The 13,794-nt window shown below is 38.8% G+C and carries 12 protein-coding genes; all 12 read left to right on the forward strand.

Annotated features, from left to right (window positions below; all coding sequences use genetic code 11):
- Positions 1 to 199: 199 nt before the first annotated feature.
- The 12 genes from JOC49_RS12175 to frlD all read left to right on the forward strand — a co-directional run bounded on the left by JOC49_RS12175 (position 200) and on the right by frlD (position 13,652).
- The gene (locus tag JOC49_RS12175) at positions 200 to 5,056 is read left to right on the forward strand and encodes a RecQ family ATP-dependent DNA helicase (RefSeq protein ID WP_204665309.1); all 4,857 of its coding nucleotides are present in this window, start codon (positions 200 to 202) and stop codon (positions 5,054 to 5,056) included.
- Between the two features lie 29 nt (positions 5,057 to 5,085).
- The gene (locus tag JOC49_RS13400; protein ID WP_279381216.1) at positions 5,086 to 5,208 is read left to right on the forward strand and encodes a hypothetical protein; all 123 of its coding nucleotides are present in this window, start codon (positions 5,086 to 5,088) and stop codon (positions 5,206 to 5,208) included.
- Positions 5,198 to 5,569, forward strand: coding sequence for a hypothetical protein (locus JOC49_RS12180; protein WP_204665310.1), 372 nt, complete (start codon positions 5,198 to 5,200; stop codon positions 5,567 to 5,569). The genes JOC49_RS13400 and JOC49_RS12180 overlap by 11 nt, the downstream gene beginning before the upstream one ends.
- Positions 5,570 to 5,673: 104 nt before the next feature.
- A complete protein-coding gene (locus JOC49_RS12185) occupies positions 5,674 to 5,946 on the forward strand; it encodes a hypothetical protein (RefSeq protein WP_204665311.1) in 273 nt (90 codons plus the stop codon).
- Positions 5,947 to 6,305: 359 nt separating this feature from the next.
- Positions 6,306 to 7,004, forward strand: coding sequence for a GntR family transcriptional regulator (locus JOC49_RS12190; protein ID WP_341534685.1), 699 nt, complete (start codon positions 6,306 to 6,308; stop codon positions 7,002 to 7,004).
- 81 nt (positions 7,005 to 7,085) lie between these two features.
- Positions 7,086 to 8,156 carry an ABC transporter ATP-binding protein gene (locus tag JOC49_RS12195; RefSeq protein ID WP_204665313.1) on the forward strand — a complete coding sequence of 357 codons (1,071 nt, stop codon included), beginning with the start codon at positions 7,086 to 7,088 and terminating at the stop codon, positions 8,154 to 8,156.
- 13 nt (positions 8,157 to 8,169) lie between these two features.
- Complete coding sequence (locus JOC49_RS12200; protein WP_204665314.1) at positions 8,170 to 9,039, forward strand: ABC transporter permease; 870 nt, start codon at positions 8,170 to 8,172, stop codon at positions 9,037 to 9,039.
- Entirely contained in the window at positions 9,040 to 9,867 is an 828-nt protein-coding gene (locus tag JOC49_RS12205; RefSeq protein ID WP_204665315.1) for an ABC transporter permease, read from the forward strand. It abuts the gene before it with no gap.
- Positions 9,864 to 10,922, forward strand: a complete 1,059-nt coding sequence (locus JOC49_RS12210) for a polyamine ABC transporter substrate-binding protein (RefSeq protein WP_204665316.1) — start codon at positions 9,864 to 9,866, stop codon at positions 10,920 to 10,922. The genes JOC49_RS12205 and JOC49_RS12210 overlap by 4 nt, the downstream gene beginning before the upstream one ends.
- 25 nt (positions 10,923 to 10,947) lie before the next feature.
- Positions 10,948 to 11,943: an SIS domain-containing protein gene (locus JOC49_RS12215; RefSeq protein ID WP_204665317.1), complete on the forward strand. Its 996-nt coding sequence runs from the start codon at positions 10,948 to 10,950 to the stop codon at positions 11,941 to 11,943.
- An 82-nt stretch (positions 11,944 to 12,025) separates the two neighbouring features.
- Entirely contained in the window at positions 12,026 to 12,847 is an 822-nt protein-coding gene (gene frlC / locus JOC49_RS12220) for a fructoselysine 3-epimerase (protein WP_204665318.1), read from the forward strand.
- Positions 12,848 to 12,854: 7 nt separating this feature from the next.
- Complete coding sequence (frlD, locus tag JOC49_RS12225; protein ID WP_204665319.1) at positions 12,855 to 13,652, forward strand: fructoselysine 6-kinase; 798 nt, start codon at positions 12,855 to 12,857, stop codon at positions 13,650 to 13,652.
- Positions 13,653 to 13,794: the final 142 nt, after the last annotated feature.

A 13,794-nucleotide genomic window follows, 5' to 3' on the forward strand; every position in this document is an offset into this window, starting at 1 on the left:
ATCAGATCAGGAAAAAGTTTAGGTAAAAAACGTAAAAAACTCCTGAAAAGAATCGAAATCAGGAGTTTTAGTAACATTTTTTCTGGAAGTTGACAATTAAGGACTAAAGTCCCTAAATTAGGGACTTCAAAGAATGGAATTTATATTATTATTTCCATATAATATTGTTAAAAGCTTTTGTAAAAAATGAGGATACTTTATGAGTGGAATCGTATTTATGGACACGGAAGTTTCGATGGATCATGGAAAGATATTTGATCTTGGTGCCATCAATGAAAAGGGAGATAAGGTGCATACGGGAAGAGTTGATCTCTTTATGGAATTTATTAAAGAGACCTCTTTTTTGTGTGGTCATAACATCATAAAGCATGACCTTAAATTTCTGGCGCGACACGATAAGTCGGTGATGGCGATTCCTGCCATTGACACCTTATCGTTGTCGCCTCTTTTATTTCCAAAGAAACCTTACCACAAGTTGGTCAAGGACGATAAATTGCATTCAGATCAACTGAACAATCCGCTGAATGATGCAATCCAGGCAAAAAACTTGTTTTTTGATGAATGCACAGCATTTGAAAAGTTGGAAGAATCCATGAAGCAAATCTACAGAAGTTTGTTGCAGGATCAAGAAATGTTCAAGGGATTTTTTAAATATGTAGATACGCCGAAAAGGACCTTAAGAGGTTTATTCAATACTCAGAAACCAATCTCCAAATTGACTGCGATTGAACTGAATGCCTTGATTCGAAAACAGTTTAAGGACATCTTTTGTGATCATGCACCTATTGAAAACTTTATCGAAAAAAATCCAATTGAACTGGCATATTGTTTGGCAGTGCTTTATGCAGATGATGACGCTTCTGTGACGCCTAAATGGGTGCTTCGTACTTATCCAGATGTTGAAAATGTCATGACAGCCTTGAGAAATGCTCCTTGTCTGGAGGGATGCAGCTATTGCAATCAGAATTTTGATCCAGTGAAGGGACTCCAGGATTATTTTGGCTATCCATCTTATAGGACGTTTGACGGGGAAAATCTGCAAGAAAAAGCGGTGTCAGCTGCTTTGAATCAAAAGTCCCTTTTGGCGATTTTTCCCACAGGCGGCGGTAAGTCCATTACATTTCAAATTCCTGCCTTGATGGCAGGTCGCATGACCAAGGGACTTACGGTCATTATTTCACCGCTCCAATCTTTGATGAAAGACCAAGTGGACAACTTAGAAGCGAAAGGTATAACTGATGCAGTGACAATCAATGGCTTGCTTGATCCAATTGAACGGGCCAAAGCTTTTGAACGCGTTGAAAATGGCAGTGCAAAGCTCCTTTACATTTCGCCTGAGTCTTTAAGATCCAGATCAATTGAACATTTGCTACTGGGTCGTCGGATTGAACGTTTTGTTATTGATGAAGCCCACTGTTTTTCCGCATGGGGCCAGGATTTCAGAGTGGACTACTTATATATTGCTGACTTTATCAAGAAATTGGTGGAAATGAAAAGTTTGCAGAATATGATTCCTGTATCCTGCTTTACTGCAACGGCTAAACAAAATGTTGTTGCGGATATCAGAGCCTATTTCAAGGACAACCTGAGTCTTGAACTCGACCTTTATTCTGCGAGCGCAGCGCGTAAAAATCTTACCTATAAAGTTATTAGATGTAACACTGAAGACAAATATGATCGACTAAGAAATTTGATTACTGAAAAACAGTGCCCAACAATTGTCTATGTTTCTTCCACAAGATTGGCCTATGAGCTGGCAGATCGATTGACAAAAGATGGATACCTGGCAAAATCCTATCATGGCAAAATGGAAAAGAAGGAGAAAAGCGCAAATCAGGATTCCTTTACCAGGGGGGAGACAGATGTCATGGTAGCCACTTCGGCATTTGGAATGGGAGTGGATAAATCAGACGTTGGACTTGTCATTCATTATCAGATTTCAAACTCCTTGGAAAACTATGTCCAGGAAGCAGGCAGGGCCGGTAGGGATGAGCACATAGAAGCTGAATGTTTTGTGCTGTTCAATGATGATGACTTGAATGCCCATTTTACGCTTTTGAATCAGACAAAGCTGGGTATTTCGGAAATTTCGCAGGTTTGGAAAGCCATAAAAGAGATTACCCGAAACCGTAACAAGGTCTCTCAATCTGCACTTGAAATTGCCCGTAAAGCAGGGTGGGACGATAGTATTATGGATTTGGAGACGCGGGTAAGAACCGCCATCTCGGCCCTGGAACAGGCAGGGTATATTAAGCGCGGGCAAAATATGCCAAGTGTATACGCAGACAGTATTCTCGCTCAAAGCATGGCAGACGCCTCCAATAGAATTTCAAAATCATCCCGTTTCAACGATAAAGATGAAGAACTGGCAAGACGTATTATCGGCAAGCTTATCTCAGCTAGAAGCAGAAAGCATCAAAGTGATGAGGGAGCAGAGTCCAGGGTCGATTACATCAGTGATCAGCTGGGAATTGAGAAAGAAGAAGTCATCCGAATTATCGGGCTATTAAGAGAAGAAAGACTCTTGTCCGACAGCAAGGATTTAACAGCCTACATGAATGATGATCTTTCAAAGACCAAAGCCATTAACAACTTTAAATCGAGCAAGGACTTGGAAGCGTTTTTGTTGGAACAAACTGTAGAGGATGGTCCTTATAATATCAAAACCTTGAACGAATTGGCTGAGGAAAATGATCTGAAAAAAGTCACAACACATCAGATCATAAACATACTCAATTATTGGGCAATCAATCATGACGTTGAAAGAGAGTTTGGCAGAAACTCGAAAAACCATTTTCGGATTCGGCATATATCGGATTTGGAGAAAATGCGGAAAGATTATAACAAACGCATGTTGATAGCCGAATTCATTCTACAGTTCTTATATGATAAATATGAAGCGGATCCTGATGAAGGCATTGTAGAGTTCTCTGTTTTAGAGCTCAAAGAAGCTTATGAATTTGAAAACCGGTTGATTGGAGACAAAATATCTCTGAAAGACGTTGAAAATGGATTGTTCTACCTCAGTAGAATTGATGCTCTCAAAATCGAGGGCGGTTTCATGGTGCTCTATAACAGGCTTCAAATTGAACGATTGGAAATGGACAATCGAATCAAATACAAAAATGAAGATTATAAGAGCTTGAAAGCATATTATGAACAGAAAGTGCATCAGATTCACATCGTTGGTGAATATGCCAAGAAGATGATTGAAAATTATGAAGCGGCACTCGCTTTTGTGGATGATTATTTCACTTTGAATTATCAAACGTTTCTAAAGAAATACTTCAAAGGGTCCAAAGGGGAGGAAATCAATCTCAATATTACACCTGCCAAATTCAGACAGCTGTTTGGTGAACTGAGTCCAACTCAGCTTTCCATTGTCAACGATCGGGAGAGTCAATATATTGTCGTAGCTGCTGGACCTGGAAGCGGCAAGACCCGAATTCTTGTTCATAAGTTGGCAGCCCTTTTGTTGATGGAAGATGTCAAACATGAACAGCTATTGATGGTGACTTTTTCAAGGGCGGCTGCTACGGAGTTTAAACGCAGGTTGATTGGTCTCATTGGGGGCTCCGCCCATTATGTGGAGATCAAAACCTTTCATTCTTATTGCTTTGACTTGCTTGGCCGTGTAGGAGATGTTGAAAAATCCCGTGACATTGTACGAACCACTGCAAAAATGATTTATGACGGGGAAGTGGAACCTTCCAGAATTACCAAAACAGTTATGGTAATTGATGAAGCGCAAGACATGGATGAAAATGAGTTCGAGTTCATTCGTGCCATGGCAAAGCAAAACAACGATATAAGAATTATTGCTGTTGGGGATGATGATCAAAATATTTACGAGTTTCGTGGATCCAGTTCCAAGTATATGACGCGGATTCTAAAAAACAAGAACAGTAAATTCTATGAACTGGTAGAAAACTACAGAAGCAAGCCCAATTTGGTGGAGCTCACCAATCGATATGCCACTACGATTCCAGAGAGGATGAAGTCGACACCTATTATACCTAGAAAGCAAGGGAAGGGGCGTATTGAATGGGTTTATCACCAGTCGGATACAATGATTGACGGTGTCTTGGACAAACTCAAGGATGAAGGTGCAAAAGGGTCCATCTGTATGATGACTTTTAAGAACGAAGATGCCCTTCAGATGACAGGTCGGCTCATCGATGCAGGATATCCGGCTAAACTTATTCAAAATCGTGAAGAAATCCGGCTAGAAAATTTGGATGAGGTCAGGTTCTTTATTGATCAATTGAAAATTGAAGAAGGCATCCATACTATTGATGAAGATACTTGGAATGAAGCGAAACAATCCTTGTTCAAGGAATATGGACGCAGTGAACAGATTGCCGTAATGAATCGAATGTTGGATGATTTTACAATGACTGCAGGTAAACACCGATACGTTTCCGACTTTATGATTTACATTAAGGAATCCAAGTTCGAAGACTTTTTGGATCCAGATGTCAATACCATACAAGTCTCAACCATGCATAAGTCAAAAGGTCAGGAGTTCGACACAGTGATCCTTTTACTGGACAAGTTTTCCGATTACAAAACGGAGGCAAAAAGAATATTCTATGTGGCCATGACTCGCGCCAAAGAGAATCTTCAAATTCACTTCAATGATGTGAAATTGCTCAAAGGATTTGGTTTTGATTCCAACTCGTACTCTCAAGATGAGATTGAGGGAATGAGTTTCCTTGAAATGCCATGGCGTGAAAAGCAGAAAAGTCTGCTATTGCTTCAATTGGGTTATAAGGATATTTTTTTGAGTTATTTCTACGAGCAAAAGGTCCAGGATGCCATTTCCAAGCTGAGAAGCGGCGACATATTGAGAGTGTCACCTTATGGGTGCTTCAACAAGGAAAATGTTCAAGTAATCGTTTTTTCCAAGAGTTTTAAGGAAAGCCTTTCAGCTTATATGGAGAAAGGATATACTTTAGGAGAAGCTAAGATTAGTGCTGTTGTTTATTGGAGACAGGAGGATCAGGAGAGGGAGGTTAGGATTCTTTTTCCGGTTATAAAATTGATAGCGGACTAAGTGATGAATGAATTTTATGAGAGGTATTTATGGATATTGATTTTGAAAAAAGGAAAGAGCTAGAATCATTTTTATTGGATATAGATTGTGCTCTTAATGACACTTGGCAAATTATTAAGTCACAAAAATGGGAGGAAATAAGTGCGATATAAGACGTTAACTATTATATATGTAATAATGTTAAGTATTTTCTTATCATCTTGCGAAGACACTGTAAAACCAGATACAGAGCAGAATGCAACATGGCTTATGAAACTGGCCATTGATGAAAATGATTATGAAAGGTTTAATGAACTTTTTAGTGAAGGGCGAAAGAATACCGTCTCAGAAAAAATTTTTGACGCAATGAGTGAACTGTCTACAGCAGGCGCATCGTATAAGAATTATGAACTCATTACTTTTGAAAACGGTGAGATGCTGCTTGTAAAATTGACACCAATGACGATAGATGGCGAGTACAAGATAGAAGATGTGATGATTGTGCCGGATGAAATGAAATCGTTTTTCGAGTAACAACGAGAAAATAACCACATCTGTTATCCATGTCTAGATTGATTTTGTAATGGATGCTTACTATACCGTGGATTAATAACATTTAGTTGAGAAAGGAGCCTCAAATGATTGGATTGATGATTCTGCTTGTTTTTGTAGGATTGATATTACATTTGAATCCAAGTGAAAGAGATCTTGCATTAAAGATGAAAGTCAGACTCATGAGACTTTTGGTTAATATGAGTATCGCTATTTTTATACCTGCTCTAATTGAACGTACTTTTGGCGAGGTTTCAAAATATGACTTTTTTATTTTTCACCCCTTTTTCATGTTTCCAATAGGCGCAATTTTTGCTATTGGATTGCAGCTGCTGATATGTGGAAAGTTAGAGTCGTGAAAAGCAGTGAGAAATGCTATTACAGCTGGCAATTGATATTGAATAATTTATTACAAGAATCCAAGGAAGACCCAAATGGACGAGTATGGACAAAAAAATGAAGGAACGGAACAAAACGCAAATCCTGAGCCAGCAAGCATGCCATTCACTTAAAACCGTTAGTAAGTTTTCCTCCGGAGCAAATTATAAATAATCAAAAAAAGACCACAATTAGGTGGTCTTTTTTTGATTAAAAGTATTGCACAGAAAAAATTGTTGTGATACCATTCAATTAGTGGTATATACAACTATACCAATTTGTTTTCAAGAAAGGACTGATTCTTATAAAAAAACCATATGTTCCCCCGCTTTATATTCAAATCAAAGATGCCCTAATTGAAAAAATTAATTCTGGCGAACTCGAAGGAGGCAGTCAGCTGCCATCAGAACGAGAATTGAGCGAAGCCTACAACATCAGTCGAATGACAGCTAGAAACGCACTGACACAACTTGTCGATTTGGGATACGCATACAGAGTAAAAGGGAAAGGCACTTTTGCAAGACTTCCAAATTTTGAAAGAGATTTTGTCAAGTTAAGTGGTTTTTCTCAAATGCTGATCTCTAGAGGAATCAAGCCAAGCAACAAGGTAGTGAATTTCAGTATAGTCGAAGCGGATAAAAAAATCGCATCTCTTCTGGAATTGACAATCGGCACAAAAATTTATGAGATCGTGCGTGTAAGATACGGTGATCAAATCCCCCTTGCACTGGAATACTCATATTTGCCGGTTAGTCTTTTTGATAACCTTTTAGAGTATGACTTTGAAACGCATTCTTTGTATGAAGTTATTGAAACTGTATACAAACATAAATTGAAATTTTCCAAGCAATGGATCAGAATTACAACTTTGTATAAGAATGAAGCCAATTATCTTGATGTAGTAGAGAACACGCCGGCATTTCTTTTGGAGTCTGTATCTTATGATCTGAATGAGAGGGTGGTTGAGGCAACAAGATCGCTGAACATTGGCGACAGAACCACATTCTATACAGAATTATGGCCAAGCGTTGGCGTGTAATTAAGATTTAGTGGCTTATGAAAAGGTTATAGAACCATCTAGAATTGTTAAAATATTCACAAAATATTTACGAGGTGAGAAATGTCTGATTTTATTGTGTCTTTAATTGACGTCGAAAAAAGCTTTGGTAAAAATAAAGTTGTTAAAAAAATGAATGTTGAAATAAAGCAGGGAGAATTTCTGACACTTCTCGGACCCTCCGGATGTGGAAAGACAACTACTCTTAGAATGATTGCTGGATTTGAAGAAGCTTCATCCGGCACAATAATGGTTCAGGGAGTCAGCATCGAAGACAAGGAGCCTTTTGAAAGAGATGTTAATACCGTTTTTCAGAATTATGCCCTTTTTCCACATATGAATGTTTTTGATAATGTCGCCTATGCGTTAAAAATCAAGAAGAAGTCAAAAGATGAAATTGCCAAAAGAGTCAACGAAATGCTGGAACTTGTCCAGCTTCAGGGATATGAGAGAAGAAAACCTGATGAGCTTTCCGGAGGTCAAAAGCAAAGAGTTGCAATTGCCAGAGCGTTAATAAATAATCCAAAGGTTTTACTTCTTGATGAACCACTAGGTGCGCTCGATCTTAAATTGAGAAAACAGATGCAAGTGGAGCTTAAACGGTTGCAAAAAAAACTTGAAATCACTTTTGTCTATGTTACCCACGACCAGGAAGAAGCGCTTACCATGAGTGATCGAATTGCAATAATGAACGAGGGTGTCATAGAACAACTTGCATGCCCTAGAGAAATCTATGAAAGACCCTTAACAAAATTTGTTGCAGGCTTTATTGGGGAATCAAATATTTTCGATGGTAAAGTTGTGAATGTTCAAGATCAACTTTTAGTTGTTGAAACAACAGCGGGAATAATAAGGGTAAATGGAGACGGGTTCGAAATAGGGGAAAAGATCCATGTTTCAATCAGACCGGAGTTTATAGAGTTGAGTGCGGATCCTATAGAAGGCTTTAATCTCAAGGGGAGGATTCAAGATTTTATCTATATGGGAACAGTGGTCAAGACTTCCATCGAATTGAAGGATAAGAAGGAAATTAAGTATTCTCGTTTTGAAAAGGAGGATTACATTAGAGAAGGGGATTCTGTAAACATTGGTTGGAATCCGGAAAGAGCGGTTGCGATCAAAGCGAATAAGTAGTTTGGGGGACAATATGAATCAAAAATATAGTTTTAAACGAAAGACATTGCCTGCACTTGCCATGGCTGGACCGGTTTCGATTTGGATGATCTTATTTGTTACTTTGCCGATGCTTTATATCATTTACATCAGCTTCATGTCCAGAGGGGTATTTGGGGATGTTGTATATACTTTTTCACTGGAGAGCTACAACACATTATTGGACAGTACCTACTTTAAGGTCATTGTTAAATCATTAAAAGCTGCTTCACTAACCACTTTGCTATGTTTGTTGATTGGCTATCCTTTTGCGTATTATATTGCAAATAAGCCTAAGGAAGTGGCTTCAAAGCTTATTATGCTCATTATGATCCCATTTTGGACAAACTCTTTGATGAGACTAAACAGCTGGCTGTTATTATTTCAAACAAGCGGCCCTATCAACAAATTTCTTCTTTTTACAGGGGTTACGGATACACCATTAAACTTTGTTTATACCAATGGTCTTGTCATGGTTGGACTTATAACGAGTATGCTGCCATTTGCAGTGCTGCCAATGTACAGTTCAATTGAAAAATTAAACAAATCTCTATTGGAAGCATCAGCGGATCTAGGTGCATCTAAACGAACTACATTTTTTAAAATAACATTGCCACTGACTTTTCCCGGAATTTTTTCCGCCATAATTCTGGTGTTTATTCCTTCACTTGGAATGTATTATGTGACAGATATGCTTGGTGGTGGGAAAGTCTTATATATTGGCAATATTATTAAAAACCAGTTTGGAGCCATCAGAAATTGGCCGCTTGGTGCAGCTCTTTCGGTACTGCTGATTGTCATAACTGGCCTCCTCATATTCATCTACACCAGATTTGCAAAGATAGAAGATATGGAGGTGGTATAAATGAGTCTTTCAAAGTTGCAAAAGAGAAAACAGGTTGGAGACCTAATTGGAACAATTTATTCTATTGCCATTTATACGGTGTTATATATTCCAGTTTTGGTAATGATGATCTTTTCATTTAATGATCAAAGATATAACTATTATTGGAATGGCTTTACAACTGAGTGGTATTCCAAGTTATTTTCGAATTCCACTGTAATCGGCAGTCTTTGGTATTCCATTATTATTGCGGTATTGGCAACGGTGATTTCAGTTACGATAGCAACAATTGGGGCTTTAGGGCTTCGAAAATATGAATTTAGAGGCAGAAAATTCATTAACAATATGCTGCTTATTCCAATTATTGTCCCGGAAATTGTATTGGCGGTTGCCCTATTGATCATATTTATGAAGGTAGGTCTTGCACTGGGGATGGGAAGTATTTTACTTGGACATTGTACTTTCTGCATACCCTATGCAGTCGTAACAATCAAAGGCAGGATAAGCGGTGATGGATACAGCATGGAAGAGGCCTCAATGGATCTCGGAGCGGGTAGAATCCAAACATTCTTCAATGTGACTCTTCCGAGCATTATGCCGGGAGTGATGAGTGCGGCGTTTCTTTCATTTACACTTTCAATAGATGACGTTGTTATGAGCAATATGCTTGCAGGTGCAAACAATTCGACTTTACCGGTATTGATTCTATCGATGAATAAATCGGGAGTTACTCCTGACATCAATGCACTCACCACAATCATGATTCTTGTCATTGTAATTGCAATGATTTTGAATAATAAAATTAAAAACGCGTTGAACAAACGCAAAAAGGCGGAGGGATTATTATGAAGAAAACAATGTCCATTCTTTTGACCATGATTATGATCATGGGGCTTTTCACAGGTTGTACGGGGACTAATGCTGATTCCGAAAGTGACAAAGCAGCTTCAAGCACAGAGCTAAATATCTATATGTGGCAGCAGTACATCTCGGACGACTTAATCGCAAAATTTGAGGAAGAATACAATGCAAAAGTAAACTTATCTTACATGAGTGACAATGCAGACGCAATTACAAAGCTAACAGCAGGTGGCGGTCAAGAATATGACCTGATCATGACCTGTGATGCTTACATGGAATCGCTTGTTGATGGTGGATATGTTGAAAAAATCAACTTTGAAAATATTCCAAATGCATCCAATATCAATGATTCTTACTGGACTGCAAAAGAATATTGCGTTCCATATCTGATGAACTATATCTATATCATCTATAACAAAGATACGAGCCCAGTTGAGATAAAGAGTTACAACGATTTAATCAATCCAGCTTTAAAAGGACAAATTGCTTCGATCGATGGCGCTAGAAATTTATTTCCTATAGCACTGGTTGCTCTTGGTTATGACCCAAACTCAGTGAATGAAAGTGAAATAGCTGAAGCTTATGAATGGCTCGTCAAATACAATGATAACGTTGTAGCTTATGGCAATGCTGAACAAAACCTGACAAACGGAACCGCTTCTGTGGCTTTCACATATGATGGGAATGCATCATGGGCTATGTCAGAACTGGGAGAAGATAATAATCTTGTGATTGCAGATTTTGAAAACGATCCAGTACAGCTTGGATTCGACCTATATGTCATTCCAAAAGGCGCCAAGCATGTAGACCTTGCGGAAAAGTTCCTGAATTACATCACCGATCCTGAGGTTATGGCGGCCAATCTTGTGGAATATCCATATTCATGTCCTAACGACGCAGCAGTGCAGGCCGCTTCAGAAGCGTACAGAAACGACCCGGCAAGAGACTTTGATTATAAGCAAAATGTGTTTTTCCAAGAGGACGTTGGTGAAGCCATTACGATTTACAATGATTACTATCAAAAATTAAAAGTTGGGGAATAAATTAGACAACTAGGAGAACATAAACATGTTAAAATTTGACGAACAGAAGCTGTTGGACAGTGTAAATGGTGTATTGGCCCAAAGAAGTGAAATTGAATCCATCGTAGATGGAATATGCAAAAGGGGATATAAGAACATTTGTTGGCTCGGTATAGGTGGGACGTATGCATCGTGCCTACAAGCTGAGGTGCACATGAAAGAAAGGTCCTCAATAAACTTCTTTGTTGAAAACGCTGCAGAATATCTTCATACTGGGAACAAAAAAGTGGGAGAGGGTACAATAGTCATTATATCGTCTGTTACCGGAAGAACCACTGAGATGATTGACGGGGTGAAAAAAGCGAAGGAAGCAGGTGCTGAAGTAATTGGATTTGTTGATTATCCTGAAACCGAACTCGCGGGAATGACAGATTATCTGATCTCATATCCTATGAATGAACAACTTAAATTTTTCATGGTTGCTGACAGATTTATGTTTAATGCCGGCGAGTTTGAAGAGTACCATGAACTCTATGCCGAGCTCGATGCTCATCTTGCTCGTGGACTTGTTGAAGTTGAGAAATCGGCCGATGAACTTGGCGAAAGTATGGCGAAAAAGCATATGAATGATAGCATACACTACTTTGTTGGCGCTGGTAACCAATACGGAGCAACTTATTCTTATGCCATGTGCTACTGGGAAGAGCAACACTGGATCAGAACTAAATCCATACACAGTGCGGAGTTTTTCCACGGCATGTTTGAAATCATAGACAGAGACACTGCAGTCACAGTATTTGTAGGCGAAGATTCACAAAGGAATCTCAGCGTAAGGGTTGCGAATTTTCTCCCCAAAATATGCGCGAACTATAACATCATTGATACCAAGGATTATGAACTCAAAGGAATCAGTGAAAAGTTCAGAGGACATCTTTCTCATCTGTTAATGAGAGTCATCACATCCAGAGTTGATGTACACCTGGAAAAGCTGAATTGTCATCCGATGGAAATAAGAAGATACTATAGACAGCTTGATTATTAATTGCTGTTGCTGAGCTACTGGTTTAAAAGCAGTCTGTTTCTCAATTTCGAAACAGTCTGTTTTTCTTGTAAAAGGGGGCAAAATGAAGATTGGTATGTTTACGTCGGGGTATCAGCGAAGTGAACTTGAGGATTTCTTTAAGGATGCTAGAAGATTCAACTATGATTATATAGAGCTTTGGGGAGGGCGCCCCCATGCGTATCCAAATGATTTGAAAAAGGGAAAATTGAATCAACTGTTGAAACTTAGAGACAAATATGAAATTCCTATAAAGGTGTACACACCTGAGCACAATTCATACCCATACAATTATATGATTGGTGATGAAAACCAGAGAAGAGAATCGATTGAGTATCTGAAAAATGCAATTGAAATGGGAAAAGCAATGGGAGCAGAATATACAGTCATTTCTGCTGGTCACGCAGGGTATATGGCTTCAAGCAAAGAGATCTGGGATAGATTGTGTATAAGTGTCACAGAGCTGGTGGAATGCGCACAGCAAAATGACCAGATTTTGCTGATTGAAGCACTTACCCCTTTTGAATCGAATGTTTGTACGACCGCCAATGATCTTTTCGATATAGTCAATCATATCAATTCGCCATATTTTGGAGCAATGTGTGACCTTGTTCCTCCATATGTACAAAATGAGAGTATCATGACTTATTTCAAAAAGCTTGGAAAGAATCTCAAGCACTTGCACATTATTGACAGCGATGGGAAAAGTGATACCCATCTGTTGCCTGGTGATGGGACTATTCCGCTTAAGGAACTCATGAAGGAAATTAAGGAAAGCGGGTACGAAGGAGGGGCTACAATTGAACTTGTCACATCTTATATCAATGAACCTTCACTTTATGCAAAACTTGCAATTGACAGACTGAAAAATATAATAGAATGTTGAGGTTAATATGGGAAAAAAAATAAATATTGCAGCTGTAGGTGACAACTGTATTGATCTTTATGACAGCACTGGCGAAAAGTTTCCGGGTGGAAATCCAGTGAATGTCGCGGTATATGTCAAAAGGATGAATGGAAATTCTTCCTATACAGGCGTAGTAGGTACAGATGAATATGGGCAATTTATGATGGAATCAATAGCGTCAAAAGGCGTTGATATATCTCATATGAAACTGCTTGAGGGCAAGACTGCTGTCACACATGTCGAAATCAAAAATGGGGATCGAGTTTTAGGCGATTATGATGAAGGTGTCATGGCAGATTTTAAATTGAGTGAAGAGGATATAAATTTTTTATGCACCCATGACCTAGTTGTAACCGGAATCTGGGGGATGATTGAATCCGAACTCTCTAAAATCAAAGAAAAAGGGACGCTCATAGCATTTGATTTTGCAGATAAGCTGAATCATGAAATAACTATTGAAGCGATTCCTTTTGTGGACTATGCATTTTTCTCGGATAATAGCAAAAGTGATGAAGAATTGCATGCGTATATGAAAGCCATCTATTCTAGAGGACCGAGTATAGTCATCGTCACTAGAGGCGAAAAGGGGAGTGTGGCTTATGATGGGAAAGAGTTTGCCACATATGGCATAATCGAATGTGATGTTATAGACAGCATGGGTGCGGGTGACAGCTATATTGCTGGATTTCTAATGGGTGTTCTTGAAGGCGATTCAATTATAGATTGCATGAAAAAGGGCGCAATCAGCAGTAGTGTGACAATTGGATATTATGGTGCCTGGTAGTATGTTATGATATAGATAACCACATTATAATGAATTCAACTGGGGACGGAGGCAAAATGGACCCCTAGGCATAAAAAAAATTAATTTTTTTGAAGCCTTGCAATTACTAGTACACAGTGTGGTGTCATTTTTTGAAATGGCC

This window comes from Fusibacter tunisiensis, from assembly GCF_016908355.1.
GTDB classification, from domain to species: Bacteria; Bacillota; Clostridia; order Peptostreptococcales; family Acidaminobacteraceae; genus Fusibacter_D; species Fusibacter_D tunisiensis.

Excerpts from the sequence above, each read along its gene's own strand:
- JOC49_RS13400 (WP_279381216.1), top strand. The coding sequence starts at position 5,086 with ATGGATATTGATTTTGAAAAAAGGAAAGAGCTAGAATCATTTTTATTG.
- frlC (WP_204665318.1), top strand. The coding sequence starts at position 12,026 with ATGAAGATTGGTATGTTTACGTCGGGGTATCAGCGAAGTGAACTTGAG.
- frlD (WP_204665319.1), top strand. The coding sequence starts at position 12,855 with ATGGGAAAAAAAATAAATATTGCAGCTGTAGGTGACAACTGTATTGAT.
- JOC49_RS12210 (WP_204665316.1), top strand. The coding sequence starts at position 9,864 with ATGAAGAAAACAATGTCCATTCTTTTGACCATGATTATGATCATGGGG.
- JOC49_RS12195 (WP_204665313.1), top strand. The coding sequence starts at position 7,086 with ATGTCTGATTTTATTGTGTCTTTAATTGACGTCGAAAAAAGCTTTGGT.
- JOC49_RS12205 (WP_204665315.1), top strand. The coding sequence starts at position 9,040 with ATGAGTCTTTCAAAGTTGCAAAAGAGAAAACAGGTTGGAGACCTAATT.
- JOC49_RS12200 (WP_204665314.1), top strand. The coding sequence starts at position 8,170 with ATGAATCAAAAATATAGTTTTAAACGAAAGACATTGCCTGCACTTGCC.
- JOC49_RS12185 (WP_204665311.1), top strand. The coding sequence starts at position 5,674 with ATGATTGGATTGATGATTCTGCTTGTTTTTGTAGGATTGATATTACAT.
- JOC49_RS12215 (WP_204665317.1), top strand. The coding sequence starts at position 10,948 with ATGTTAAAATTTGACGAACAGAAGCTGTTGGACAGTGTAAATGGTGTA.
- JOC49_RS12175 (WP_204665309.1), top strand. The coding sequence starts at position 200 with ATGAGTGGAATCGTATTTATGGACACGGAAGTTTCGATGGATCATGGA.